General features: G+C 69.1%; 26 protein-coding genes. 10 read left to right on the top strand and 16 right to left on the bottom strand.

The window, feature by feature from the left end; translation table 11 throughout:
• Positions 1–2 precede the first annotated feature (2 nt).
• From HZS55_RS03130 to HZS55_RS03110, 5 genes are all read right to left on the bottom strand, one after another.
• Complete coding sequence (locus HZS55_RS03130) at positions 3–1,244, bottom strand: ABC transporter permease (RefSeq protein ID WP_179910297.1); 1,242 nt, start codon at positions 1,242–1,244, stop codon at positions 3–5.
• Positions 1,244–1,906 (bottom strand): ABC transporter ATP-binding protein, encoded by a 663-nt coding sequence (locus HZS55_RS03125; RefSeq protein WP_394353562.1) that lies wholly within the window; start codon positions 1,904–1,906, stop codon positions 1,244–1,246. Before HZS55_RS03125 ends, HZS55_RS03130 begins: the two co-directional genes overlap by 1 nt.
• Positions 1,907–2,021: 115 nt before the next feature.
• Positions 2,022–2,420 (bottom strand): hypothetical protein, encoded by a 399-nt coding sequence (locus HZS55_RS03120; RefSeq protein WP_179910296.1) that lies wholly within the window; start codon positions 2,418–2,420, stop codon positions 2,022–2,024.
• A 72-nt stretch (positions 2,421–2,492) separates the two neighbouring features.
• On the bottom strand, positions 2,493–3,098 hold the full coding sequence (locus HZS55_RS03115; protein WP_179910295.1) for a YegP family protein: 606 nt from the start codon (positions 3,096–3,098) through the stop codon (positions 2,493–2,495).
• The gene (locus HZS55_RS03110; protein ID WP_179909309.1) at positions 3,080–3,715 is read right to left on the bottom strand and encodes an IS6 family transposase; all 636 of its coding nucleotides are present in this window, start codon (positions 3,713–3,715) and stop codon (positions 3,080–3,082) included. The genes HZS55_RS03115 and HZS55_RS03110 overlap by 19 nt, the downstream gene beginning before the upstream one ends.
• A 102-nt stretch (positions 3,716–3,817) precedes the next feature.
• Between HZS55_RS03110 and HZS55_RS03105 the strand changes: the two genes are divergently transcribed.
• Positions 3,818–5,014 (top strand): DUF4367 domain-containing protein, encoded by a 1,197-nt coding sequence (locus HZS55_RS03105; protein ID WP_179910294.1) that lies wholly within the window; start codon positions 3,818–3,820, stop codon positions 5,012–5,014.
• Positions 5,015–5,024: 10 nt separating this feature from the next.
• Here HZS55_RS03105 and HZS55_RS03100 read toward each other — a convergent pair whose 3' ends face one another.
• A complete protein-coding gene (locus HZS55_RS03100) occupies positions 5,025–6,263 on the bottom strand; it encodes a tryptophan--tRNA ligase (RefSeq protein ID WP_179910293.1) in 1,239 nt (412 codons plus the stop codon).
• A gap of 327 nt (positions 6,264–6,590) precedes the next feature.
• Here HZS55_RS03100 and HZS55_RS03095 point away from each other — a divergent pair, with 327 nt between their 5' ends.
• The gene (locus HZS55_RS03095) at positions 6,591–7,040 is read left to right on the top strand and encodes a hypothetical protein (RefSeq protein ID WP_179910292.1); all 450 of its coding nucleotides are present in this window, start codon (positions 6,591–6,593) and stop codon (positions 7,038–7,040) included.
• 104 nt (positions 7,041–7,144) lie between these two features.
• Here the strand turns inward: HZS55_RS03095 and HZS55_RS03090 are convergent, their stop codons facing one another.
• Positions 7,145–7,678 (bottom strand): gamma carbonic anhydrase family protein, encoded by a 534-nt coding sequence (locus HZS55_RS03090; RefSeq protein ID WP_179910291.1) that lies wholly within the window; start codon positions 7,676–7,678, stop codon positions 7,145–7,147.
• Between the two features lie 186 nt (positions 7,679–7,864).
• On the opposite strand from HZS55_RS03090, the gene HZS55_RS03085 reads away from it, so the two are divergent.
• On the top strand, positions 7,865–8,104 hold the full coding sequence (locus HZS55_RS03085; protein WP_179910290.1) for a hypothetical protein: 240 nt from the start codon (positions 7,865–7,867) through the stop codon (positions 8,102–8,104).
• Between the two features lies 1 nt (position 8,105).
• On the opposite strand, the gene HZS55_RS03080 is transcribed toward HZS55_RS03085, so the two are convergent.
• Complete coding sequence (locus tag HZS55_RS03080) at positions 8,106–9,116, bottom strand: DUF5787 family protein (RefSeq protein ID WP_179910289.1); 1,011 nt, start codon at positions 9,114–9,116, stop codon at positions 8,106–8,108.
• A 136-nt stretch (positions 9,117–9,252) separates the two neighbouring features.
• Here HZS55_RS03080 and HZS55_RS03075 point away from each other — a divergent pair, with 136 nt between their 5' ends.
• Complete coding sequence (locus HZS55_RS03075) at positions 9,253–11,463, top strand: vWA domain-containing protein (RefSeq protein WP_179910288.1); 2,211 nt, start codon at positions 9,253–9,255, stop codon at positions 11,461–11,463.
• 91 nt (positions 11,464–11,554) lie between these two features.
• Here HZS55_RS03075 and HZS55_RS03070 read toward each other — a convergent pair whose 3' ends face one another.
• From HZS55_RS03070 to HZS55_RS03045, 6 genes are all read right to left on the bottom strand, one after another.
• Complete coding sequence (locus HZS55_RS03070) at positions 11,555–12,304, bottom strand: DUF7289 family protein (protein ID WP_179910287.1); 750 nt, start codon at positions 12,302–12,304, stop codon at positions 11,555–11,557.
• Positions 12,301–14,949, bottom strand: coding sequence for a DUF7266 family protein (locus HZS55_RS03065; RefSeq protein WP_179910286.1), 2,649 nt, complete (start codon positions 14,947–14,949; stop codon positions 12,301–12,303). Before HZS55_RS03065 ends, HZS55_RS03070 begins: the two co-directional genes overlap by 4 nt.
• On the bottom strand, positions 14,946–15,911 hold the full coding sequence (locus HZS55_RS03060; protein WP_179910285.1) for a hypothetical protein: 966 nt from the start codon (positions 15,909–15,911) through the stop codon (positions 14,946–14,948). The genes HZS55_RS03065 and HZS55_RS03060 overlap by 4 nt, the downstream gene beginning before the upstream one ends.
• Positions 15,905–16,534, bottom strand: coding sequence for a DUF7288 family protein (locus HZS55_RS03055; RefSeq protein ID WP_179910284.1), 630 nt, complete (start codon positions 16,532–16,534; stop codon positions 15,905–15,907). Before HZS55_RS03055 ends, HZS55_RS03060 begins: the two co-directional genes overlap by 7 nt.
• 1 nt (position 16,535) lies before the next feature.
• Complete coding sequence (locus HZS55_RS03050; protein ID WP_179910283.1) at positions 16,536–17,054, bottom strand: DUF7287 family protein; 519 nt, start codon at positions 17,052–17,054, stop codon at positions 16,536–16,538.
• A gap of 162 nt (positions 17,055–17,216) precedes the next feature.
• On the bottom strand, positions 17,217–18,116 hold the full coding sequence (locus HZS55_RS03045) for a winged helix-turn-helix domain-containing protein (protein ID WP_179910282.1): 900 nt from the start codon (positions 18,114–18,116) through the stop codon (positions 17,217–17,219).
• 140 nt (positions 18,117–18,256) lie between these two features.
• Here HZS55_RS03045 and HZS55_RS03040 point away from each other — a divergent pair, with 140 nt between their 5' ends.
• The 6 genes from HZS55_RS03040 (at position 18,257) to HZS55_RS03015 (ending at position 21,719) form a co-directional block, all read left to right on the top strand.
• A complete protein-coding gene (locus tag HZS55_RS03040) occupies positions 18,257–18,676 on the top strand; it encodes a response regulator (protein ID WP_179910281.1) in 420 nt (139 codons plus the stop codon).
• A 103-nt stretch (positions 18,677–18,779) separates the two neighbouring features.
• Positions 18,780–20,012, top strand: coding sequence for a translation initiation factor IF-2 subunit gamma (locus tag HZS55_RS03035; RefSeq protein WP_179910280.1), 1,233 nt, complete (start codon positions 18,780–18,782; stop codon positions 20,010–20,012).
• Complete coding sequence (locus HZS55_RS03030) at positions 20,009–20,389, top strand: PIN domain-containing protein (protein ID WP_179910279.1); 381 nt, start codon at positions 20,009–20,011, stop codon at positions 20,387–20,389. The genes HZS55_RS03035 and HZS55_RS03030 overlap by 4 nt, the downstream gene beginning before the upstream one ends.
• Before the next feature lies 1 nt (position 20,390).
• Positions 20,391–20,969, top strand: coding sequence for a DNA-directed RNA polymerase (locus HZS55_RS03025; protein ID WP_179910278.1), 579 nt, complete (start codon positions 20,391–20,393; stop codon positions 20,967–20,969).
• Positions 20,969–21,166, top strand: coding sequence for a transcription elongation factor subunit Spt4 (gene spt4 / locus HZS55_RS03020; RefSeq protein ID WP_179910277.1), 198 nt, complete (start codon positions 20,969–20,971; stop codon positions 21,164–21,166). The genes HZS55_RS03025 and spt4 overlap by 1 nt, the downstream gene beginning before the upstream one ends.
• Before the next feature lies 1 nt (position 21,167).
• Complete coding sequence (locus HZS55_RS03015; protein WP_179910276.1) at positions 21,168–21,719, top strand: GTP-dependent dephospho-CoA kinase family protein; 552 nt, start codon at positions 21,168–21,170, stop codon at positions 21,717–21,719.
• Positions 21,720–21,926: 207 nt separating this feature from the next.
• Here HZS55_RS03015 and HZS55_RS03010 read toward each other — a convergent pair whose 3' ends face one another.
• Both HZS55_RS03010 and HZS55_RS03005 read right to left on the bottom strand, forming a co-directional pair.
• A complete protein-coding gene (locus HZS55_RS03010; RefSeq protein ID WP_179910275.1) occupies positions 21,927–22,547 on the bottom strand; it encodes a histidine phosphatase family protein in 621 nt (206 codons plus the stop codon).
• A 13-nt stretch (positions 22,548–22,560) separates the two neighbouring features.
• Positions 22,561–24,330: a twin-arginine translocase subunit TatC gene (locus HZS55_RS03005; protein ID WP_246308344.1), complete on the bottom strand. Its 1,770-nt coding sequence runs from the start codon at positions 24,328–24,330 to the stop codon at positions 22,561–22,563.
• Between the last annotated feature and the right edge of the window lie 152 nt (positions 24,331–24,482).

Genomic DNA, 24,482 nt, shown 5'->3' with positions numbered 1-24,482 from the left:
GTTCACTCGTACCGGAGCGCGTCGATGGGGTCGACGCGGGCGGCCCGCCAGGCGGGGTAGAGGCCGGCGACGACGCCGGTGAGGACGCCGACGGCGACGGCGGCGGCGAACCACCCGGGCGCCAGGGTCAGCTGGATCTCGGCGTACCGCGTCGCGGCCCAGCCGGCGGCGACCCCCAGCGGGACGCCGACGAGGGCGCCCAGCGCGCCCAGCAGCACCGCCTCGGCGAGAAAGAGCGCCATCACGTCGCGGCTGCGCGCGCCGACGGCTTTCATGATCCCGATCTCGCGGGTCCGCTCGGTGACGCTGACGAGCATGATGTTGGCGATGCCGACGGCGCCGACGATCAGCGCGATGACGGCGATGCCCGTCACGAAACGGGTGAGCCTGGTGACGATGCGCTCGATGCTGTCGACGAGGTCGGCGTTGGTCCGAGCGCTCACCTCGTAGCCCTGGGGGAGAAGCTGTGCGGCGTCCGAGCGGGGGCTGGCGAAGTACTCGCGGACGCGCTCCTGGGTCGCGGTGGTGTCGGCCGGGTCGGTGACGACGGTCACCTGCGAGTAGACTCGCTGGTTGCTCACCGCGTTGGGGCTCTCGACGACCGACTGGTAGAACGGGTCGGCAGGGACGAACACCCGCGGCTGGTCGGTGAAGGAGCTGAACGGCAGCTGCCCGCCGGTGCCGTTGACGATCCCGACGACGGTGACGTCGAACTCCTCGCCCGACGAACGGGTGATCGAGAGGTCGTCGCCGGTCGAGAGATTGCCCGGGAACAGCCGCGCGGCCGGACGGTTGACGACCGCCTCGCTCGCGCCGTTTTCGAAGGCTCGCCCGGACTCGAAGGTCGCGGTGTCGAAGGCGGTGGCGTTGGTGGCCGTGACCTGCCGCTGGGCAATCGTCTCGTTGTCGTGGCTCACGGCGCTGACGGGGACGATCCCGCGGGGGACGACCCGCTGGACGCCTTCGATCTCGCGCAACTGCGAGAGGTCGTACTCGGTGAAGACCGGCTGACCGGCGCCGCCGAACCCGCCGCCCTCGTCGGCTTCGCTGGCGACGAGGTACACCTCGTTGGCGCTCGACCCCTCGATCTCCGAGACCACGTCGGCCTTCAGGCTCGCGCCGAACGTCGCGAAGGTGACGACCGCGGCGATGCCGATGACGATGCCGACCACCGTCAGCGCCGCCCGCAACCGGTGCGAGCGCAGCGAGCGGACGCTGATCCGCAGGGTCTCGGTCAGGTCCATCAGAGGACCTCCACGTCCTCGATCACGCCGTCGCGGAAGTGGACGACCCGCTCGGCGTGTTCGGCGATGCGGCGCTCGTGGGTGACCAGCAGGATGGTGTTGCCGGCCTCGTGCAACTCGGCGAACAGCTCCATGATCTGCGCGCCCGTCTCGGTGTCGACGTTGCCGGTGGGTTCGTCGGCGAGCAGGAGCGCGGGGTCGGCCGCCAGCGCGCGGGCGATGGCGACGCGCTGGCGCTGGCCGCCCGACAGCTCCGAGGGGCGGTGGTCGAGGCGGTCGCCGAGGCCGACCCGCGAGAGCAGATCCGCGGCGCGCTCGCGGCGCTGCCCGCGGTCGACGCCCTGGAAGACCAGCGGGAGCGCGACGTTCTCGACGGCGGTCAGCCGCGGCATGAGGTTGAACGTCTGGAAGACGAACCCGACCGTCCGGCCACGAGCGCGTGCGCGCTCGGCCTCGGACAGCGCCGCGATGTCCTGGCCGTCGAGCCGAACGGTGCCGCTCGTCGGCGTGTCGAGGGCGCCGACGAGGTTGAGGAGGGTGCTCTTGCCCGAGCCGCTGGGGCCCATGACGGCGGTGTAGGAACCCGCGGGGAGCGACAGAGAGACGTCCGAGAGCGCCTCGACGGCGACGCCGCCCTCGTAGGTCTTCGTCACGTCCGCCAGATCGACTACCGGCTCGCCCTCGGCCGGTGTCGACCGCCCTCCACCCACCGAGTCGGTCCCTGCCGCCTCCGTGTCGGTCGCGTCGGTCACACCCGTCCCAGGGGGCGCACGGAGATTAATGATCGGACGGTCGCGCCGGGACGGCCCGAACGCGCGCGGCGGCGACGCCGACGACGAGGCAAACGGCGAGGGCGCCGTAGAGGACGAGGTGCGCGGGACTGTCCGGCGAGACGGCGACTGCGACGGCGGCCATACCGACCGCGTAGGCGACCGCGCCACCTGCGGCGAACTCGCGGACTCGGACGCCGGTGAGCGCCCCGAACGCGGCGCCGAGCGCCAGCGCCGCGACGACGACCAGCGCCAGCGTCGCGGCTTCGCCGACCGCCGCGGCCACCGCGGTCCAGTAGACGGCCCCGGGCGGCCAGAGGACGATACCCGTGACGACGGCGAAGACGGCACTGACCGCGACCTCACGAACGTTCACCGTCGCGCCCGCTCCGGCGTCCGCGTTCACGGTCGCGGGTTCGACGCCCGTCGGGAAAGCGGTTGTCGTCGCTCGAAGGAGAGACGGACCTACTCGGCCCGTCTACTCGGCCGTCGAGACCCAGGCGTCCGGTCCGAGCGACTTGACGGTCGAGAGGTCCTCCTGGGCCTCGACGCGGCTCTCGAACGTCGCGATGCTCCGGGCGAGTTCCTCGCCGTCCTCGTCGACGAGGCGCCACGTCCAGCCGTCGGCCGCCGACCGCAGCTCGAAGGCCACGTCGTCGTAGTCGACCACGTCCGCGTCCGGCGCGAGCGCGCTGACGCGCTCGACCGCCGACTGCACGGCCGCGCGGTCGTCGTAGGTCGCCGAGGCGCGAGCCAGCGGCTCGTGGTCGGCGTCGACGAGCCGCCACGTCCAGCCGCTCTCGGAGCGATAGCAGTCGAAGGCGGCGTCGCGGATCTCGTAGACGGTCGTCTCGGCGGCCGACGCCTGGAGGTCTGAGACGGCCGATTCGACGGCCTCGCGGGAGTCGTGGGTCACGCGGCCGGTCGCCACCGGCTCGCGGTCGGCGTCGACGAGCTCCCAGTGCCAGTCGTCGGGGTGCAGGCGGACGGCGAGCCTGCCGAGGGTCGTCACGGGCGCCTCGGTCGCGTCCGCCCGCAGCGATTCGACGCTCACCGGCATCGTGTTCAGATAAGCTGATTCCATGCGAAGCTGAACGATCTGAGCCAATCGTCGGCTGTTTCTGCTTCGGCATTGCTAAAACAGTTTGAGAAACATACAGTTCGTCGTTTTACTTCTCTAAAGACACGTTCAACAGCGTTCCGATTTCCATGTTTTTCGTATCTGAAATCGAAGCCATGTCGGTGACACGCAGCTTCTAACGATTTGGAGCCATCGATGAGAAACACGGCGTCGTCAACATCGTGTTTCTCGCTGAGTTCGGCGAGAAATGAATGGGCGAGAACCTTCGTTGTAGTTGGTCTTAGCTTTGTATGCAGCAGTTTGTTCGTTTCCGGATCGACAGCAGCGTACAGCCAATACTGCTCGTCGTTGAGTCGGATCACGGTCTCGTCAACCGCGACGTGATCCGGTGAGTGTCCACCTTCGGGCTGTAAATCAGCCTTGTGAACCCAATTATGAATAGTTGAGCGAGCACGTTTGACACCGAATACCTCAAGAATAGAAACAGTATTCGAAAGTGAGAGTCCAGCCAGATGCAACTGAATACTCAGCTTCATCAACAGTCGTGGTGTCGCTTCTCGCTCCACAAAATCTAAGTCGAATTGGTCGAGATTACCGCCGAGGCTAGCGTTTTCGGGCATGAATCACTCAGAAAACGCTACGCCTCACCCTTCAAACCTTATCTGAACACCGCGCTCACCGGCGACCGTGCCGTTATGAGTCTCCGACCCTAAGCGGCGTCAATGACAGACGACAGCGGGTCCCTCCCGATGCGGTCCGCGCTGGTCGCCGTCGGCGTCCTCGCCGTGGCGCTCGCGGCGGCCGTCGCGACCGGCGCGATGCCCGCGGGCAGCCTGGACGGCGACGCGCAGCCGGACGGCGACGAGGTCCTCGACCGGGTCGAGCAGCGCTACGAGAGCGCCGAGACGCTGACCGGCGAGGCGACCGTCACCGTCGCCAACGCCACCGCGGAGCGCTCGGAGCCCGTCTCGTTCGTCCTCGACCGCCCGAATCGGACGAAGCTGAGTACCAGCTACGACGGCAGCGAGTACGCCGCCGGCACGAACGGCTCGGTCGCGTGGGTCTACGACGGCGCGAACGACACCGCCCGCGTCTGGGACCTGCCCGACAACGCCTCGGACTGGAACGGGTCGGCGATGGCCGCCGACGGCGCCGCGCTCGCTGGCAACGACACCGCTCGGGCCGGTAACTGGTCGGACGCCGGGAACCACACCTGGAACGGCACCTCCTGGGCCGACTGGAACGGCTCGGCGAACGCCTCCGTCTCCGAGTGGCTCGCCGAGAACGTCACCGCCGAACTGCGCGAGACGACGACGCTCGACGGCGCGGAGGTGTACGTCGTCGGGGTCGAGCCGACCAACGAGTCCGACCGGGGCGAGGCGACGCTGTGGGTCGACACCGCCGACTATCGCGTCCACCAACTGCGCGCGAGTTACGGCGACAACCGGACGACCGTCGCCTTCGACACCCTCCAGTTCAACGCGAGCGTCCACGAGAGCACGTTCCGGCCGCCCGACGCCGCGTCGGTGAACACCGTCGGCCAGGAGCGCTACGAGACGTTCGACGCCGCGCAAGCGGGTACCGACGTGACCCTCCAGCGCCTCGACAGCGAGGGCTACGAGTTCGACGGAGCGGTCGTCGTGACCCGGGCGGGCCGGACGGTCGCCGCCGGGAGCTACGTCGGCGCGGCGAACGTGACCGTCGTCGCGACGGCCGAGGACCTGCCGATGCTGAACGCCACCGCGGGCGGGAACGCGACCGACGGCGAGTCCGTCACCGTCGCCGGCGCGAACGCGACCTACGTCGACCGCGACGACGGGGCGGCCGTGGTCTGGGAGGACGACGGCGTGACGCGCGCCGTGGTCGCCGACCTGCCGCGCGACGAGCTTGTCGCGCTGGCCGAGTCGGTCGCGACGTAGCGCGGCTCGGCTACGCGAACACCGACGGTCGCAGCCGTGACCGCTCTTTTTCGGTCAACCGATACGGCGCCAGCTCCGACTCCAGGTCGCCGAGCGCGTCCCTGCGTTCGCGATGCTCGGCGAGGAAGTCGCCGATCCGCTCGGCGGCGATCCCCTTCAGTTCACCGGAGAGCAACTCGCCCGAGCGATACTGGGCCGCGAGCCCCTCGACGCGCTCGTCGTCGGGCTCGAAGAACGTGTGGAGGTACTGGTAGGCCACGTCGACGCTCGGGTCGCCGCCGTGCTCGCGGTGGTCGTCGATATCGACGCGACCGCCGGAGTGAGCGTGCTGCATGATCTTCGCCCGGACGGTCTCGCGGTCGTCGGTCAGCTCGATGGCCGGTGCGTCCGAGGAGGAGGACATCTTCCCGGGGCCGTCGAGCGCGGGGAGGAACTTTCCGAGCAGGGCGCCCGGCTTGTCCACGTCGAACCGTTCCTTGGCGGCCACGTCGCGACAGACCCGGACGTGGGGGTCCTGGTCGACGGCGATGGGGACCAGCGTCGGGTGGCGACCGTGGACGAGTTGCGGGAGCAGCAGGTGGGTGGCCTGCACCGCCGGGTAGAACGATAGCCCGACGTTGTCGGGGTCGCCGTAGGTCGCGTCGACGGTCGACTGCGTGATGTCGGCGGCCACGCGGGCGGCCTGCGGATACACCGCGTCGGCGTCGAGGCGGTCGACGACGATACGGGTGCGCTCGGGGTCGAACCCGACGGCCAGGAGGTCCCGCAGGTTCGAGCGAGTCGCGTCCTCGATCTCCGGAAAGGACAGGTCCTTCGCGTAGAACTTCTCGTCGTCCGAGAGCGGGACGTAGACGTGCGCTCCCGTCTCGTCCTGCAGTCGCTTGGCGAGGTAGAAGACGAGGACGTGGCCCAGGTGCATCGGGCCGGAGGGGCCGATCCCGGTGACGATCGAGTGCGTGTCGCCGGCCTCGGCGGCCGCGAGGTAACGGTCGGCGTCGCGGCCGGCGTAGAAGACCCGTCGGCGCAGCATCGGGTGGTCGGGGAACCGTTCGACCTGCTCGTCGGTGAGCCGGTCGGCGCCGAACTGCTCCAGCAGGCGGTCGTAGTCGACGGTCCCGTCCACGTCGTAGGGCGTGACGGTGAACTCGTCGGCGTCGGCGGGCTCGTCGCCGTCGGTCCCGTCGGATTCCTGGGTCGAATCTGCGGACTGGTCGGCGGGCTGTGCGTCGGTGGCGCTGTCGTCGTGCATGTGTGTCGGTGGGTGTGTCGGTGGGTGTGCGGTGGCTGGCGGGCGAGCGAGCGGGAGAACGAGTGAGCACCGCGTCCCGGGCGGCCGGGTTAGGCCCGACCGACCGCGCTCGCGGTACCGTCCGCTCTCGGAGCGGGCGAGCGCCAGCGCCACGCGAGAGCGGACCGCGTCATCACCTACCGGTAGCCCGCTGGCGGGCAAATAGGTTTCGGAGGGAAGGGGCTGGTACGGGCGGTCGGACGACGAACGAGATCCATCACTCCGTTCACAGGGGTCAGACGCCCGGCTGACGGGTGTTTTTGTAGGGAGACGGCCGTCTCTGTAGTGATGGCTACGTCGGCGAACGGGTATCTCGAACGGGACGTACTGGCACGGGCGGGGCCGCTCATCTGCGCGACGACGCTCGCGCTGACGGCGGCCTTTCTGGGGATCGTCGGGATCGCGTCGGGCGACGCGGCGGGGCTGGTCGGGCGACTGCCCCTCTACGTGCTCGCCGGGTCGGTCGGCTTCGTCGCCGCCGTGCTGGCGGCCGAACACTCCGAGTACTACGGGCGGCCCGCGCTCGTCACCGCGGCGGGCGTCGGCGTCGTCGGCTTCGTCATGATCGGGCTGGGCACCGAAGGCGTCGTCTACGGGCTGACCCACCCCGACGCCGTGGTCGCCTCGCACCTCTCGGTGTACCTGCTGTCGGCCGCGATGATCGCCTCCGGCCTCGGCTACTGGACCGTCCGCAACTGGCGCGACGTGACCACCGCGGTGAACACGAACGGCCTCTGAGGGGTCGCAAACCGGGTCCTCGCGCGGCCGCGTCGTTTTCCGCTGGATTGTCAACGAGGGGATGGTCCGGACCGTCGTCGAGGCGCTCGACCGACCGGGAGTGACTACTCCCCGCCCGGGTCGGGACCACCGAACAGCTCCTCGTGGCGGTCGGCGAGGTTGGCGTAGTCGCCGGAGCTGAACGCCTCGAAGACGGCGCCGGGGTCGATGTTCGTCTCCGAGAGCGGCGTGACCGTGGCGGGGGTCCCGCGGACGAACGACTCCGGCGGCACCTCGTAGCCCGCCGGGACGACGGTACCCATCGCGACGATGCTCCCCGCGCCGATGACGGCGTCGCTGACGGTGGAGTTGAACCCGACCAGCGCGCCGTCCTCGACGGTCGTGTCGTTCAGCACCGCGCTGTGGCCGACCATCGCTTTCCCGCCGATCGCCGAGGCGTGGACGGTGGCGTTGTCGCCGACGGCCGACTCGCGACCGACTCGAACCGGTCCCACGTCCCCGCGTAGGACCGTCCCCGGCCAGACGCTCGCGTTCGCCTCGACGGTCACGTCACCGACCAGCGTCGCCTCCCGACTCACGTGGGCGTATCCGTGGACCTCCGGTCGCTGCCCCTCGAACGCGTACTCGCGGCTGTCCATGTGATGTGTGTCGTGTTCACACGTCTAAACGCTTGGCCCGTCCCGTGCGGCTCGACGGTCGCGACACGGCGGCGTCGAGCGTTTCGCGGCGGCGCCCCCTGTTTCGCATGGAACGAGCGTACGGGCCGTCGGCGCCGGGGAGCACGCTCCCACACAGCTATGCGGATCGAGGCCGTGGGGCGTGCCATGAACATGGAATCGGACGATATCGCGGTCGAGCGCCCCGTCCTCGCGACGGTCGTCGTCGCGGCGGTCGCGGCGGTGGCCTACGTCGGGGTGCAACTCGTCCTCGACGGGGCGGTCGCGCCCGCAGAGACGGCGTCGTTTGTCCTGATCTTCACGCTCGTGTACGTCGCCGGGGCCCGCTACCTGCGCGAGCGGACGAACGACACCGGCGACGACGCGACCGGCGACGCGGCCGAGTGACTCAGAGAAAGCGGTCGAGGCCGGCCTGTCGGCGGTCGACACCCGCCGGGTCCGGCTCCCAGGCGCTCCGCCGGGCGCGGATGGCGTCCCGGTCGCCCGTCGGCGGGTCGTCGCCCGCGTCTCCGTGTTCGCCGTCGCCGTCGACCGGCTCGTACCCCGGACACGCCGGCCCGCAGTCGGCCACCGGGCGGACGAGTTCCTCGCCCCACGCGCACCACGGCAGCCCCGCGTCGGCGACTTCGGCCGGTTCGGCGTCGCCCGGGGCGCACCGCTCGCAGTCGGGCAGCTCGTAGGTCCGCCATCCCTTCCCGTAGGCCCGTTCGGCGATCCGTCGGCGCTGGCGGCGCTTCTCGGCGGCGGTGACCGGCCGCACCTCGGCGCGGCCCGGCTCGCGGTCGAGGAGTTCGATGCCCGGTCCGTCGGTCTCCAGCGACTCGGGCTCGCGGACGACCTCGCGCTCGCCGGTCTCGGGGTCGAACCGCCAGACCCCGACCGCGTCGGGCAGGCGGTTGAGGTGGGCGCCGGTGACGTACGTCTCCGTCGCGAGTATCACCTCGTCGAAGACGCCCAGCGAGGCGTCGATCCGCAGCTGGTCCCGGAGGTCGCCCGGCCGGTTCAGGTCGGGCTTGTTCTCGATGCCGACCAGCGAGTCGAACCAGTCGTCGGGATAGCGGACGGTCGCGCGGACGGCCGTGCTCGCGCCCGCCCGTTCGCGCTCGAAGAAGCCCAGTTCGACCGCCCGCTGGGCGACCGCGCGGGCGCGGTCGGGGTGGCAGTCGAAGGCGTCGGTGACCGACCGGGCGGTGCCCGGCCCGACGGCGCTCTCGATCGCCAACGGGGGGATCGTCTCGGGCGTGATCGCCGCGCGGCCCTCGAACTCGGGGCCCGGCTCGACCAGACACACGTCCGCGACGCGGCGACCGTGGACCGCGGCGCCGAGCTGGCGGCCGACCACCCGCTCGGGGCCTTCCAGATGGGCACACAGCGCGAGTTCGAACGCGAACTCCTGCACGGGCAGTGGTTGGCGCGAACGGACATAAGCGCGCTGACGGCGATCCCCGCGCCGTCGGCGACGCAGGCGGGGACGAGTCATCTCACCGATACACTTTTGATCGGCCATCCGCAACTGGGAACAAGATTTGGGTCATATGGGAACGAACCGGAAGAGCGCGGACGCGAGGGGGCAGACGGGCATCATCGGGATGGTGATACTGATCGGGCTGGTGTTGGTGGGGGCGATGCTGGTCCTGTACGGCGGATCGACGGTCATCGAGTCGCTCCAGCAGGACCGGGCCGATACGAGCGCACGCGTCGTCATGGAGGGGGCCGACTCGAAACTCGCGACGCTGACCAACTCGGAGTACTCGGCCCGCGAGCGGTTCTCGCTCGGCGAACTGGAACGAAACAGGGCCCGACTCGTCCGCGACGGGTTCCTGAACGTCACCGTCAACGAGAACGCGACGTGCGCGACGAACATCCCGCTGAGTTCGATACGATACGAGAACGCCGACGACGAGACCGTCGCCTACGAGGCGGGCGGCGTCTGGGTCGGCGGCGACGAGGGGAGCGCGATGCAGACGGCACCGGACTTCCAGTTCCGCAACGGGAGCCTCGACATCGCGGTGACGAACATGACCGGCGAGGTCTCGAACGCCAACAACCGGGCGTTCTACAACGCGACGACCTCCCAGCGCGAGTCGGTGCGGCGGTCCCAGCAGGTCATCACGGGAACCTGCGCCCGGCCGAACAACGTCACGGTCGAGGTCCGGAGCGACTTCTACGAGGCGTGGGGCCAGTATCTGGCGGCGGAACTCGGGACCGAACCCGAGACGTTCGACTCGAACCGGACGGTCCGGGTCACGCTGACGCAGGATCGACTCCCCCGGCGCGTCGACGATAGCCGCAACCACGTCATCAACATGTCGGGGGCGCCGTACATGGACGACGTCGAGATCGACGGCAACACCGTCCGCGTCACTAAAAACACCAGCAACCAGTACAGCGTCTACGTCGAGGCGCTCTCGAAGAACCGCGTCGACATCGGCCAGATCCGACGCATCGAGGACGCCCAGAACGTCACCGGACCGCCGCTGGATGTGGTGTTCGTCGTCGACGAGTCCGGATCGATGCTGAGTACGACATCGGACGGGGTCAGAAAGATCCAAGCCGCACAGGACGCGATAAAACAGTTCACCGGGCAACTGAACGCGTCAAAGGACAGAGTCGGTCTGGTCGGTTACTCCCAGCCGGGTGCCGGTCCGTCGTACACCGACGGATCGGATGCGGCGTGGCCGTACCTGACTCACGGGAGATACCTGACCCCGCCGAGCGACGCGTTCAACTCGACTGTCGATACAACCGGACCGGCGAACTCGTATGTGTCGACCTACGGGAGCGCCGGCGTTGACGTGGCGAACGTCCTGCAACACCTCAAGAGCAACCAAACCCGAGAAAGCATCGTCGTCTTCCTCTCCGACGGAGAGTTCAACGGGCACACGATGGACGGGATCGACTCAGGCGATCCCAACGAGGCGGCAGAACAGCGAGCTTCCACGTCCGCTCAGCAGGATGCAGCTGTGTACACCGTCGGGTTCGGGCAGTCGACCGGCGACTTCAACGAATCCGTGCTACAGGAGATTGCTACGACGACCGGCGGGGAGTACTACTACGCCAGCGACAAGGACGACCTCTCGGAAGTGTTCGTCAATATCGCGACCCGCATCTCCAGCACCAAGCAGATCGCGCGGCTCCCCACGTCGACGAGTCTCCAGACCGGCGCCGGGGGGGCGTACGCGCCCCAGATCGCCGGCGACACCGACCGGGTCGCGGTCAACGTCACCGACGGGACGCGGTACCTCAACATCAACGACCCGACGTCACCGACGCTGTTCAGTCACGCCTTCGCGGTCACCGACAACGAGACGGTCTCGTTCAACGCCTCGACGTACAACTGCGCCGAGTGGCGCGGGACGGGGATCACCCGGTCGCACAACGGCTCGACCTATCAGGTCACCAGATGTTCGAACATGACCACGCGCGATGACGCCGTCGGCGCCGGCAACGCGTCGGTGTTCCTCGACGGTAAAAACATGACCACGTTCTTCGAGCGCGACGACCCCGCCTGGTGGCAGGAGTCGGTCAGAGACGCGATCGACTCCCGGTCGGACGTGCGACTCAACACCACCTCCAACATCACCCACATGAAGAGCAACCAGGCGCTGGTCGTCCTCGAGTACCCCGACGGGACCAACTCCACGAACCGTCTGGTCCTGCTGTATCAGGTCGGGCTGGCGGAGTCCGAGGCGACACCGGAAGGGATCGTCAACGTCAGAGTCAACGACGTTCGGGTCGCCGGCTGAGAACCACCGGGGTTCCGGATCGGCGCTTCTACCGCGGGCCACCGGATCGAGACCCACCGACGGGCTATCCGCTCGTGCGCGCTCCGCTCGGCTATCGGATCGACACCGACACGACCGTTTCGCGGACGTACATGGCGTCGATCCCGTCACAGCGATAGGTGTCGGGCGAGGCCGCGGCGGTCCAGTTCCCCGCGCTCTCGAAGTATCGTCCCCAGGCCGCCGACCGCGGCGACGAGACCGTCACCCGAAGTTCGTCGGCGGCGGCCGCGCTGTCCGGTCCGGTCCGGTTCATCGGGAACCGGAGCTCGCTCGACTGGCGCTCGGTGGTGACCGAGACGTAGTCGGCGCCGGTCTGGGCGGTCGACGCCGGCGTCAGGCGGACGACCGACACCATCGCGTGCTCGTCGGTGCAGGTGAGCGCCGGGCGGTCGACGGTCGCCGTGTTCCCCTCGCCGTTCGTCCAGAACACGCCGCCGTTCTCGACGGTGATCGTCGACCGTCCGTAGGCGTACTGGAGGCCACCGATGTCGAACGTCCGGTCGAAGTCGGTGTTCTCCGCCCTGACGCGCATCGTCGGTCCGTCGAGCACCGTCAGCGACCCGCCCGACAGCGACAGGTCGTTCGTCCGGACGACGGCCTGGCTCCCCTCGAGCTGCCGAACGTCCGAGGCGACCAGCTCCATCGCCGACTCCGCGTTGTCGAGCTGTTCGTTCCGGCTCAGGTCGCCGAGTTGCTGATACCCGGTCGTCGCCACGAATCCGACGGCGACGACGATGATAGCGAACGTGAGCGTGAATCCGACCAGGTTCCGGACGCCGCGGTCGTCGTCGTGGAGTCTCATGCGTCCTCCGTGAGGCCGACCCGCTTGAGCGTCGGTGATTTGACCACAGACCCCGTCTCGAGTTCGACCTCGATCCGGAAGTCACGGGCCGTGCCCGAGAGGCCGGTCACGTCGACCGCGTTCTGTCCGTCGCGGAGTTCGATCACGTCGCTGCGTTCCTCCGCAGTGCCGTCGCCGTCGTAATCGGCCGCGACGGTGACGTTGATACCCGTCGCCGACGGGATGTCCGCCGCGTACTGGAGCGAGGCGTTCGACGGGCCGAGCGGTTGCGTCCCCGACTGCCATCCCGTCGTCAGCGTCCCGTTCAGGTCGGCGAGTTCCTCGACCGCCGACGCCGAAAGCACCCTGTCGTACGACCGGACCTCGTCGAGGTTCCCGTCGAAGTACTCCTCGGAGCCGGCGGTGTCCTCGATGCGGCCGATACTGCCGAAGTCGGTACCTGTCGGTCCCGTTCTGGTCGTCACCGAGTCCTCGAGGTCGCCGTCGACGAACACCTGTTCCTGGCCCGTCGACGCGTTGTAGGTCATGGCGACGTGGTGCCACTGCCCGTCGTCGATCTCCGTCGAACTCATCGCGGCTGCGCTGTCGCCCGCCTGAATGCCTATCTGGCCGAACTGGTCGACCCATCCCCAGAAGATGTCGTCAGTGCCCCCGTTCTCTTCGATGCCGAGGATACCGGGCGACTGCCACGTCTGCGGGTTCCCGGAAGCGGCCGTCTGGACCCACGCCGAGAGCGACGACGTGCCTCGGTGGACGTCCCCGAGGTCGTCTCCGATGTCGACGTAGTCGTCGTCCCCGTCGAACTGGTAGCTCGCCGTCCCGAAGACACCCAGGTCGCTTCCCGGGCCGCCGACCATCGAACCCGAGAGTCCCGACCCCGTGGCATCGTCTGCGGTCCCGTCCAGCGACCAGTAGCCCGCGAGCCCCGACCCGAACTGGTCGGCGGCGGGGTAGCCCAGCGCGAGCCGGTCGCTCTGGCGGTCGCCGAACGACGCGTGGACGACGCCCTCGGAGTCGGTCGCCCCGTCCCAGTCGCCGGGGGACTGCCAGACGTAGTCACCACTCAGGACCGCCAGCGACTCGTTTATCGTCTTCGACCCGCGCGTCTCGAAGGCGGGGACGCCGCCCGCCTCGGCGACAGTGAGGTTCGCCTTCACGGTCCCGCTGGACAGCGATCCGACGACGTTCAGCTCGTGGCGGTACAGGTCGCCGGTAGCGGTCGTACTGTCGATACCCGTCGCGGTCCCGCTCAGGTCGCCGCCGAGGTCGAATTCGACCGTATCGAGCTGCCGGTCCGCGAGGACGACGAGGTTGACGTCGTCGTCGGCCTCGTGTTCGATCTGGACGTCGTCGACGTTGGGGCTCCCGGGAACGTCGGTGACCAGGGTCGAGTTCATCCGGCCGTCGACCCGGTATCTGACCCCGATATCGAAGGCGTCGGTCAGGTCGCCCTCGGCGAACTGCCCGATCCAGAACCGGGCGCTATCGCCGTCGGACACGCGCACCGGGTCCTCGAGTTCGATGATCTGCCCTCCAGCGGGGATGTAGTCGTCCGTCGCGGTCCTCGAATCGACGGTCCCGTCGTCTCCGTCGTCGACGAGGATCTCCTCGTCGTTGTCCCACTCGCCGAACAGGCAGTCGTTACCCCCGTCGTCACAGTCGTTCTCCAGCTCGGTCAGCGAGTCGTCTTTCGGGTCGACGAGGATCTCGACGATCTCGACCGACGTGTCGACCGTGTCGGGGTACTCGTTGGTGACGGAGAACGTGAGCGCGCTCTCGCCGCCGCCGTCCGCGCCGTCGTTCGTGTCGTCCAGGTCGCCGCCGTACGCCAGGCCGGAGACCCTGAGCCGCCGCGTGACGTTGGTGGTCCCGCCCTCGTTGTCGACGACCCGCAGCGTCACCTCGTGGGGGCCGGGATCGAGCGACCGCGAGAGGTTCCGCCCGAGGGCGTCGAACGTCCCGTCGGCGCCGAAGTCCCACTTGTAGGCGACGATCTCGCCGTCGGCGTCGAACGACTCGCCCGCCTCGAAGCGTACTTCGCTGCCGCTCCGGGGCATCCCGGGCGAGAACGTGAACTTCGCGATCGGCGGGCGGTTGACCGGGCTGACGACCGTCCCGAAGCGGTCGACCTCGAACGAACTGCCGATCCCGATCCTGGGCTGGCGGTCGACGAGCGGTTGGACCGTCCCGGTGCTCGCGGGGGAGTCGACGACGCTGAGCCGGAACCGACCGCCGGCGTTCGCCTCGATCCCCACGTCGGTCGTGAGATTCAGCGGGACTTTCGCGCTCGCGTCGATGTCGGTCCCGGCGAGGACGAGACAGGAATCGGTGTGGAAGGTGCCGGTCTGACACGCCTCCCCGTCGGCTATCCGCACCCGGTAGTCGGTCCCGACGACGGTCGAGTCGACCGAGGTCTCGACGGAGACGTTCCCGCCGTGCTGTCCGAGTTCGTCGACGCGTTCGACCTGTGAGGCGAGCTGGTTTCCGACCGTCTCGAGTTGCGAGTCGGCGATGGTCGCCCGTTCGTCATGGACGAACCCGGTGACGCCGCTCACCAGCACGACGATGAGGAGCGTGGTGATCGCGATACCGAACACGTGCGAGATCTGTGTCGAGACGCCTCGATCGGTGAATCCGTGGGTCATCGTGCCTCCTCGTACACCGTGATGTTGTACTCGTTCGCGTACGTGAGCTCGCTCCCGCTGAACTGCGTCGTCACGTTCGCGACCCAGACCGCCGGGGTCCGGCAGGGCTGGGTCCGCGCGACCGACGAGTCACACACCTCGTAGTGCGCGGAGTCGGCCGTCTCGTTGTAGACGAGTTCGTACTTGGCGACCGCGTTCTCGCCGCCGGACACCGAGACCCGGTAGGGCGGCGCGATGGCCGTCGTCGCGTTGAACCGGCAGTCGCTGGTGAACGCGGACCCGTCGACCAGGTCGAGCAGCACGCGGTCGCGCGAGGGGTCACAGAGCGTCGAGGTGTTGCCCGCGCTGCTGACGTTCGACGTGACTCTGAGGTTCTCCCCCGACCCCGCGGTCGTCCTGTGCATCGAGACGTTGACCCAGTGGGAACTCGCGTTGGTGACGTTGATCCACATCGGCGTCTCGCTCGTCTCCTGGACGTTCACGTTCATCGTGAACCAGCCGAGGTTGCTCGTCTCGGCGGGGCGGCCGATCACCCACTCGCTCTGGTTTGCGGGTGGGTTCGACGTGACGTTGGCGTCGGCGCTCTGGACGACCCGCGACCCGAACTGGGAGCTGTCGTTGACGTACGATACCGTGACGTACTCGCCGCGTGAACTCGCGTACGACTCGGCCATCAGGTCCCTGTAGACGGTCGTGTTGCGGGAGATGACCGTGGCGAGGTCCGTCGCCGAGAGGTTCCGGTGGCGGTGGTTGAGCCGCACGACGAGCGAGCGGACGCCCTTGCGCGACTCGTACTCGAACTCGTTGGCCTCGTCTATCTGCGGGGAGACGTCCGACACGACGCCGCTCTGGGTCACGAAGTAGCTGTTGATGATGACGGTCAGTCCGATGATGACGGCCGCGAACGTGACGGCGCCGATCAGTATCATCTGCGCTCGCCGGCGCGTGACCTCGCTCACCATACGACGATGCGCACCTCCACCACGTTGTAGATCGGTCCCTCGACGGCGTTGGGGATCGGGTAGTAGCCGTCCGCGCTGTTCGTGGCGTTCGTGTCGTACTGCCAGAGCTCGACGTTTCGCGACACGTTGGGCGCGGTCAGCGTCTGGTTGTCGTAGAGCGTGACGGTGTAGCTCGCTGAGACGGCGTCGTCGGACGGTTCGCCGCGGTAGGCCACCGGGATGGACTCGGTCTCGTTCCCGAGGTCACCGGGGCGGTACGTGATCTCGAGGTTGAAGAAGTGCGACCGCTGGGTGAACGTCCGGTTCAGCATGACCCCGACTCTCCCGGGGAGCGGCTCCGGACCGTACCCGATCCGGGGGTTGACGGCACCGGCGAACGTCCGCTGGCTCTGAGACCAGTTGCGGACGAGCGACGAGAGGTCCGTGTCGTCGGAGCGGGCGCTCAACAGGAGGATGTCGTCGGCCTGTTGCCGGAGGTCGACCTGACTGGACTGGTCGACATCGCCGCTGGTGGTCGGGGTCACGACGACCGCCTGGAGCGCGAAGAGCAGCGCGCCGAGCAACACGAGCGACGCCGCGAGCCCTTCGAGCGTGAACGCCTGTCCGCGCGCGTCGTCGAACACGTTACCACGTCCTCACGGTGAGCCGACACGCCGGTCGACAGGTTCCGTCGTCGAACTGTACGATCCGGGCGGTGGAGCCGGCCGCGTTCCCCTCGTAGTTCGAACCGGCCGCGAGCTTCGTCCCGCCGCCGGTCACGATCCGACTCCCGTTCAGCGTCGTGAACGTGACGTTGAACCGCGTCGACCGTTCGAGTCCCCATCGCGTCCGCAACTGCGTCTCCGGGCGCGAGAGGGCCGTCGTCAACAGGCCGGCCCGCAGTTCGTTCGGCTGCCGGCCGGTCGAGAGGTTCTGGACCAGCGCCGTCGAGATCCGTTCGGACTGCGAGACCTCCTCGCTCCCCACGCCCGTCGACAGCGGGCCGACGAAGCCGAACAGCCCGACGAGCACGGTGCTGACGGTGATGATGAACAGACTGATACCGACCGTGTAATCGTGCAGTGTCTGCCCCCGGTCGGCCGCCCCGAGTCGCGACCCCCCTCCCGGCGATTCCCCCGCCTGTCTCCGTTCGCGATCCACCATTCGAATACCGCGTGGGTTTGATGTCCACCAGTATGATTGTTACGGCGTAACGTCGGTTCGCTAGTAACGCCGGCTTACTGCGAGTAACGGATCCCTTCTCCCGCCCAGTGGCGGGGACCGCGTCGAAACGGGGCGGTGGACACGGCGCGGGACGGGGGGTGGTCACCCCTCGCAGGAGTGGCACTGGCTGTCGACCACGTCGAGGTCGCCGTCCAGCGTGACCGTCAGGCGGTCGTCGGCCAGCGGGATCTCGACGGTGACCCGCCAGGGGTCGACGCTCTCGACGGTCGTGTACTCGTCGTCGACGCACCACGGGAGCGTCCAGTACGGACGCGAGGACAGATCGATACCGTGGTCCTCGTAGAACGCCGAGACCACCGATTCGTCCAGCAGGACGAGCCCTACCGGCGAACAGAGTTCGTTGCGACAGCGCTCGCAGACGTGTTCGACGCGCAGGGCGACGTCGAGACAGCAGTCGCCACCGCGGACGATCTCGGTGTGGATGCGGCCGGCGCAGGCGGGGCAGACGCCGTCGGCCGCGAGACAGTGAAGGTGGCGGACCCGCTCGTCGAAGGCGGTCGCGATCTCCGCGTCGGTGCGGTCGACCAGTCCGCCGGGCGGGAACTCGTACTCGCCGTGGGACTTCCCGCAGTCGACGCAGTCGACGCGGAACTGCTCGTCGGCGTAGCGGGCTTCGAGGCCGCCGCCACAGCGGGTGCAGGCGCCCTCGACCGCGAAGGGGTCGACGTCCGGCGTGCGGGTGAACGTGCCCGCGCGGACCGCGCGGACGACCTGGGCGCCGGCGTGGCGCAGGTCGTAGCCCTCGTCGGATTTCGCGACGAACTGGTCGGTGAGCTGCTGGAGGTGGTAGTTGAACTGCGCGCTGTCTCGCATCGCCACGTCGTCGTGCAGCGCCGAGAAGCTCACGGGGCGGTCGTCGGCGCGCCACAGCGCCTCCAGGATGTCCAGACGGGTCTCGTTGGCGACGACGCCGAACGCCTCCGCGGGGTCGACCTCGGCGGCGTCGCCCTCTTCGCCGGCCTCGTCGCTGGCTCCGCTCATACCCGATCGATCGGCGGGACCGACCTAAATCGTTCCCTGAAGCGGTTTTTTGTAACCTATATGTCACCCGTCAGACGGCGACTTCAGCGTCAGAAAACGCTCGTGGATCATTAACACGGACAGGGGTCAATCGGCGAGTGATGTGTGCATCGCGTGAGTCGGGGCCCCGCTACCGGTCGACGGGATGCTGTGAGACGCGCACGGTACTGGTCGTCGACGACGACCCGGATCTGACGGCGCTGGCGGGCGCCTATCTGGGTCGGATCGACGACGTAGCCGTCCGGACGGCGACCGACGCGAACGACGCGCTCGCCCGGGTCGACGAGACGGTCGACTGCGTGGTGAGCGACTACGAGATGCCCGGCATGGACGGGCTCGCGCTGCTCGACGCCGTCGACGCGGCCCACCCGGACGTGGACCTGGTGCTGTTCACCGGCGCGGCGGAGGACGGTCTCGCCGAGCGCGCTCGCGAGCGGGGCGCGGAGTTCGTCCGGAAAGGCGTCTCGGCGGGGGGGTTCGACGGTCTGGTCGCGGCCGTCGAGGACGCGCTCGACGACTGAGGCGGCGCGGGCGGTGGCGGGTGCCACCGCGGCGCGTTCCACGGGCGCAAACAGTAGGTTTATCAGTCGCAGAGGGCGAAGATTCCCCAAGATTACTCTCGAGATGACGACGAACACACAACCGGAGGTGAACATCGGACTCGTCGGTCACGTCGACCACGGCAAGACGACGCTGGTGCAAGCTCTGTCGGGCGAATGGACGGACCAACACTCCGAAGAGATGAAACGCGGGATCTCGATCCGCCTCGGCTACGCCGACGCGACGTTCCGGCAGTGTCCGGAGGGGGAGGTCCCCGACGCGTACACCGTCGACGAGACCTGCGGCGAGCACGATACGGAGACGGACGTGCTGCGCACGGTCTCGTTCGTGGACGCGCCGGGTCACGAGACGCTGATGGCGACGATGCTCTCCGGTGCGGCGATCATGGACGGCGCGGTGCTGGTGGTCAGCGCCAACGAGGACGTCCCACAGGCACAGACCGAGGAACACCTGATGGCGCTGGACATCATCGGCATCGACAACATCGTCGTCGCCCAGAACAAGATCGACCTGGTCGACGCCGAGCAGGCCCGCGAGAACTACCAGCAGATCCAGGAGTTCGTCGAGGGAACCGTCGCCGAGGACGCTCCCATCGTCCCGATCAGCGCCGGACAGGGCGTCAACATGGATCTCCTCATCGACGCCGTCGAGCGGGAGATCCCGACGCCCGATCGGGACCCCGACGCGGACGCGGAGATGCTCGTCGCCCGCAGCTTCGACATCAACCGCCCGGGGACGACCTGGGACTCGCTTTTGGGCGGCGTCCTCGGCGGGTCGCTCGTCGAGGGCGAACTCGAGGCCGACGACGAGATCCAGCTCCGCCCCGGCCGCGAGGTCGAGGAGGGCGGCCAGTCCGAGTGGCAGCCCGTCGAGACGACCGTCAGGTCGCTGCAAGCGGGCGGCGACACCGTCGAGACGGCCACGCCCGGCGGCCTGCTGGGCGTCGGCACGGGACTCGACCCCGCCATCACGAAGGGCGACGCGCTCGCCGGGCAGGTCGCGGGACCGCCGGGGACGCTGCCGCCGACCCACGAGCAGTTCACGATGGACGTCGATCTCCTGGACCGCATCGTCGGCGAGAACGCCAGCGACGTCGAGGAGATCTCGACGGGCGAGCCGCTGATGATGACCATCGGCACGGCCACGACGGTCGGGTCGGTCACCAGCGCCCGGGGCGGCGAGGCCGAGGTCGCGCTCCAGCGACCGGTCTGCGCCCGCGAGGGCGCGAAGATCGCCATCAACCGACGGCTGGGCGGCCGCTGGCGGCTCATCGGCATCGGCACGCTGCGGGAATGAGCGTCGTCATGGACACGAACGCACTGATGATGCCCGTCGAATGCGACGTTCGCGTGTTCGAGGAGCTGGAGCGGCTGCTCGGTGGGTCCGATCTGTTGGTCCCCGAGGCGGTCCGCGACGAGCTCGCGAAGCTCGCCGACGGGCGGGGCGAAGAGGCGACGGCGGCCAGCGTCGGGCTGGATCTCGCGGCCGACCGCTGTGAGTCGGTCGGCCACGAGGAGGGCTACGCCGACGACGCGGTGGTCGAAGTCGCCGGGCGCGAGGGCGTCACGCACGCGGTCACGAACGACGGTCCGCTCAAGCGCCGGCTGCTCGACGCCGGCGTTCCGGTAGTTAGTTTACGGGCCGAGAACAAACTCACAGTCACTCAACCATAACATGTACAAACGGGTTACACTCCGCGACACGGTCGAAGTGCCGCCGGCGCACCTGGCCGAGGTGACGCCGGGGCTGGTCAAACGGCTCCTGCAGGACAAGCTCGAGGGACGGATGGACGAAGACGTGGGCTCGGTCGTCTCCGTGATCGACGTCGACGACATCGGCGAGGGGGCGGTCGTCCCCGGACAGGAGGGCGTCTACTTCACCGCCGAGTTCGACGCGCTGACCTTCGATCCGCAGATGCAGGAGGTCGTCGACGGGGAGATCGTCGAGGTCGTCAACTTCGGCGCCTTCGTCGGGATCGGCCCCGTCGACGGTCTGCTGCACGTCTCGCAGATCTCCGACGAGTACCTCGCCTACGACGAGGAGGGCCAGATGCTCTCCTCGCGGGACTCGAATCGCACCCTCGGTGTCGGCGACGCCGTCCGGGCGCGCATCGTCACCAAGAGCATCGACGAGCGCAACCCCCGGGACTCGAAGATCGGCCTCACCGCGAAACAGGTCGGCCTCGGCAAGCACGGCTGGCTCGAAGAGGACCGCCAGAAGCGCGAGCCCACGACGGAAGCGGGTGAGGACTGATGGCCGACCGACTGGTCTGTCGCGAGTGCCACCGCGTGCAGGACTCCGAGGAGGCCGAGACCTGCGTCTCCTGCGGGTCGTCGTCGCTCACGGAGGACTGGGCGGGCTTCGTCGTCATCACGCACCCCGACCGCAGCGAGATCGCCGAGGAGATGGGCGTCACCGAGGCCGGCCGGTACGCGCTGAAGGTCCGCTAACGTGACCGTCGTCCTCGAACTCCAGTCCGCGCTCCGCTCGGAGCTCAAAGACCCCTTCGGGCCCGTGTCCACCGACACGGCCGCCGTTCTCGACGCCGCCGGCGACCCGCTCGTCGCCGTCGGCGACATCGTCACCTACCACATCCTCGACGCGGGCCGGGTGCCCGACCTCGCGTTCGTCGACGAGCGCACCGAGCGCGCCGCCGTCGACGACGAGGTCAGCGCCGGGATCGAGGACGACCGCTTCGACCGCGTCCGCGCCATCGACAACCCGCCCGGGACGCTCACCGCCGCGCTGCTTTCGGCGCTCGACGACGCGCTCGCGTCCGGCGAGCGGACGCTCGTCCGCGTCGACGGCGAGGAGGACCTGGCCGCCCTGCCCGCTATCGCCGCGGCGCCAGACGGCGCCAGTGTCTGCTACGGCCAGCCCGGCGAGGGCGTCGTCCACGTCACCGTCGACACCGACACCCGCGAGCGCGTCGTCGACCTCCTCGGCCGGATGGACGGGGACTCAGCCCGCGCGTTCGCCGCGCTCGGCCTCGACGCGGACTGAGGGTCGACTCCGGCCGCCACAACCGATTTCACGGGTGCGGTCGTGTGTCGGGCCACGGTGAGCGCGACCCGGCAGTGGCTCGTCCTTCGAACGTCGCCGCCGCGGTCCTGGGGGTGTCTGGCTGGCGCTCGCAGCGTCGATTCTCGCGCTGGTGCTGTACGGGCTCTGGCGGCTCTCGAAGGTCGAGACCGCGACCTGAGCGGACGGCTAGACCGGGAGGTGGTCGGTGCCGTCCCGGCCGACGACCTCGGGGCCCGACGCCGACAGTTCGATCTCCGTCAGCCCGCAGTTCGCGGGCGAGAACTCCGAGGCGAGCGTCGCCAACTCGCGGTCGCTCACAGCCGCCAACACCGCCCGGATCGGCCCGCCGTGGGTGACGACCGCCGCGGTCTCGTTCTCACCCAGTCCGTCGACCAGCCGGTTCCAGCCCTCGCGGACCCGGGTCTCGAACGCCGAGAGCGACTCGCCGCCCGCCACGGAGCGCACGCTCAGCAGCGACCCGCCGCGGTGGTACTCGGGGTGACGGCTCGCGATGGCGGTCCGGGTGAGCCCCTGTAGCTCGCCGAAGTTCCGCTCGCGCCAGGCGCGGGCGCGCTCGGGGTCGGCCCCGACGCCGACCGCCCGAAGCACGTCGGCGGTCTCCAGCGTCCGCTTCAGATCCGAGACCACGAGTCGGTCGACGCCGTGGGAGTCGACCAGACGCGACCCGACCGCACGGGCCTGTTCGCGGCCCGTCTCGGTGAGCGTGGCGTCGGCCCACCCCTGGATCCGGCCGGCGCGGTTCCAGGTGGTCTCGCCGTGGCGGACCAACAGCACCCGCCCGGTCACGGTGCCCGCCCGGTCATCCGCGGTTCTCGATCCAGTCGACGACCACGAGGAGGAACTCGTAGGTGACGATCAGCCCGACGACGACGCCGGCCGACTCCGCCGTCGAGAGGTCGACGGCGTCGATCCGCTGGAGGAGCGCGGGGTCGGGGCTGCCGAGGTAGCCGACGAACAGCGAGAGCGGCCAGACGGCGACGCGACCGCGGGCGAGGTAGCTGTAGACGCTCGACCGCCCGCCCACGTTCCGGTCGAGGTAGAGGACCGCCTCGTAGACGGCGACGAGGCCGAGGCCGATGACGAGCGGCGTCAACCGGGTGGCGCTCAGGTCGGCGAGTATCGACGTGAACGCCGCGGGCAACTGGTCGTAGTAGCCGCTCGGCAGCGGCGCGGTGGAGACGACGTAGCCGACGACGAGAGCGCCGAGCCAGACGAACGGCCGTCGAGCGGCGAGGTCTTCGGCCGTGACCCCCGCGGCCTCGCCGGTCCAGTACAGCAGGAGCAGGGTGCCCTCGAAGAGGACGATCATCGTCGCGGCGACGAGGATGGGCGCCATGCCGGTCGGGTCCGGGCTGAAGAGGAAGGCGACGGTGGCGAACCCGCCCCAGAAGTAGATGCGGCGGGCGGCCAGCCACGCGCGGGAGGTGACGCCCATCATCACCGCGAGCATGATGAGCAGCGGGATCTGGAAGACCAGTGCGAAAAAGCCCAGCATCATCACGATGAGGTTGAACGTCTCGGTGAGGCTGAAGGTGACCTCGGCGGCCTGTGCGGTGTAGCCGGTGAAGTAGACGAACAGCGTCGGGAGGACGAGCAGGTACGCGAAGAGGATGCCGACGCCGGCGAGGACCAGACTCGTCGGGACGGACGCGAGGTAGTAGCGGCGCTCGCGGGGGTAGAGGCCGGGGCGCATGAACAGATACGACTCGTAGACGGTGACCGGTAGGGCGATGACGAACCCGACCAGCGAGGCGACCTTCAGCCGGGCGAACATCAGTGCGAGCGGCTGGAACAGGTACGGACAGGCCGCGTCGGCGGACGGGGAAGTCGTCGGACAGACCTGCGGCGACCCCTCGAGGAAGGAGTACCACAGAAACGTGATGAGTCGGTCGGCGAAGGGGAACGTGAGCCCGCTGACCAGCGCCATCACGACGACGACGACGCCCAGCCGGCGGACCATCTCTTCGATGTGCTGGGCCAGCGGCATCTCCTGGTCGTCCGGGGCGCCGCCGATGCCCTCGTCGACCGGTGCGGTCGGTGCGCCCTCCGCCGGCCCGCCCGAGGAGGGGTCTGCGTGCGGGTTGATGTCGCCGCCGAACTCGGTGGCGTCCGAGCCGCCGTCGGCGGCGGCGCCGCCCTCGACCGTGTCGGCGGGTACGGCGTCGGTATCGCCGGCGTCGGTGTCGCCGGCGTCGGCGTCGGTGTCTTCCCCGTCGTCGACCCACTCGGAGGGGTCGCCGGGCGTCTCGTCATCGTCGGCCCCGGGGTAGCCCAGGGAGTCCGAGGTGTCGCCCTCGCCGTCGTCCCGGTCGGACCGGTCGTCGTCGCCGGGGAGGTTGTCCGGCCGCGGCGAGGGGTTGGCGTCGGTCCGCCGCTCGGCGGCCGGGTCGTAGCGATCGGGGTCGTCGGCACTCCCCGAGATCGACTCGTCGGGCGAGTCGCTCGCCCCCCGTCCGTCGTCGGACGGCTCCGCTGTTTCGTCAACGGAGCCGTCCGACCCCCGTTCGTCGTCGCGCGGACCGGCGGCTCCCTCCTCGTCGTCGCCGTCGCCGGGCCGCTCGTCAGTCATTCGTGGCCGGGTTTGCGCTCCCCTATTGTAAGCCTTCTTTTCGCCCGTCCCGTCGGCGGGGCGAAGCGGTCGGCGCTCGGGCGCTCGGACGGCCGTCTCGGCCCGCGCGCGCTCTCGTGATGAATAGATTGATAACAGTCACTCGGTTACCA

Source organism: Halosimplex rubrum (assembly GCF_013415885.1).
Lineage (GTDB): Archaea > Halobacteriota > Halobacteria > Halobacteriales > Haloarculaceae > Halosimplex > Halosimplex rubrum.
Note: the sequence above shows the minus strand (reverse complement) of the source record. Positions and strands in the feature narration are given on the sequence as shown.

Excerpts from the sequence above, each read along its gene's own strand:
- HZS55_RS03105 (WP_179910294.1), top strand. The coding sequence starts at position 3,818 with ATGACAGACGACAGCGGGTCCCTCCCGATGCGGTCCGCGCTGGTCGCC.
- HZS55_RS03035 (WP_179910280.1), top strand. The coding sequence starts at position 18,780 with ATGACGACGAACACACAACCGGAGGTGAACATCGGACTCGTCGGTCAC.
- HZS55_RS03100 (WP_179910293.1), bottom strand. The coding sequence starts at position 6,263 with ATGCACGACGACAGCGCCACCGACGCACAGCCCGCCGACCAGTCCGCA.
- HZS55_RS03130 (WP_179910297.1), bottom strand. The coding sequence starts at position 1,244 with ATGGACCTGACCGAGACCCTGCGGATCAGCGTCCGCTCGCTGCGCTCG.
- spt4 (WP_179910277.1), top strand. The coding sequence starts at position 20,969 with ATGGCCGACCGACTGGTCTGTCGCGAGTGCCACCGCGTGCAGGACTCC.
- HZS55_RS03025 (WP_179910278.1), top strand. The coding sequence starts at position 20,391 with ATGTACAAACGGGTTACACTCCGCGACACGGTCGAAGTGCCGCCGGCG.
- HZS55_RS03005 (WP_246308344.1), bottom strand. The coding sequence starts at position 24,330 with ATGACTGACGAGCGGCCCGGCGACGGCGACGACGAGGAGGGAGCCGCC.
- HZS55_RS03085 (WP_179910290.1), top strand. The coding sequence starts at position 7,865 with ATGAACATGGAATCGGACGATATCGCGGTCGAGCGCCCCGTCCTCGCG.
- HZS55_RS03090 (WP_179910291.1), bottom strand. The coding sequence starts at position 7,678 with ATGGACAGCCGCGAGTACGCGTTCGAGGGGCAGCGACCGGAGGTCCAC.
- HZS55_RS03030 (WP_179910279.1), top strand. The coding sequence starts at position 20,009 with ATGAGCGTCGTCATGGACACGAACGCACTGATGATGCCCGTCGAATGC.
- HZS55_RS03065 (WP_179910286.1), bottom strand. The coding sequence starts at position 14,949 with ATGACCCACGGATTCACCGATCGAGGCGTCTCGACACAGATCTCGCAC.
- HZS55_RS03095 (WP_179910292.1), top strand. The coding sequence starts at position 6,591 with ATGGCTACGTCGGCGAACGGGTATCTCGAACGGGACGTACTGGCACGG.
- HZS55_RS03050 (WP_179910283.1), bottom strand. The coding sequence starts at position 17,054 with ATGGTGGATCGCGAACGGAGACAGGCGGGGGAATCGCCGGGAGGGGGG.
- HZS55_RS03075 (WP_179910288.1), top strand. The coding sequence starts at position 9,253 with ATGGGAACGAACCGGAAGAGCGCGGACGCGAGGGGGCAGACGGGCATC.
- HZS55_RS03070 (WP_179910287.1), bottom strand. The coding sequence starts at position 12,304 with ATGAGACTCCACGACGACGACCGCGGCGTCCGGAACCTGGTCGGATTC.
- HZS55_RS03060 (WP_179910285.1), bottom strand. The coding sequence starts at position 15,911 with ATGGTGAGCGAGGTCACGCGCCGGCGAGCGCAGATGATACTGATCGGC.
- HZS55_RS03045 (WP_179910282.1), bottom strand. The coding sequence starts at position 18,116 with ATGAGCGGAGCCAGCGACGAGGCCGGCGAAGAGGGCGACGCCGCCGAG.
- HZS55_RS03115 (WP_179910295.1), bottom strand. The coding sequence starts at position 3,098 with ATGGAATCAGCTTATCTGAACACGATGCCGGTGAGCGTCGAATCGCTG.
- HZS55_RS03110 (WP_179909309.1), bottom strand. The coding sequence starts at position 3,715 with ATGCCCGAAAACGCTAGCCTCGGCGGTAATCTCGACCAATTCGACTTA.
- HZS55_RS03040 (WP_179910281.1), top strand. The coding sequence starts at position 18,257 with ATGTGTGCATCGCGTGAGTCGGGGCCCCGCTACCGGTCGACGGGATGC.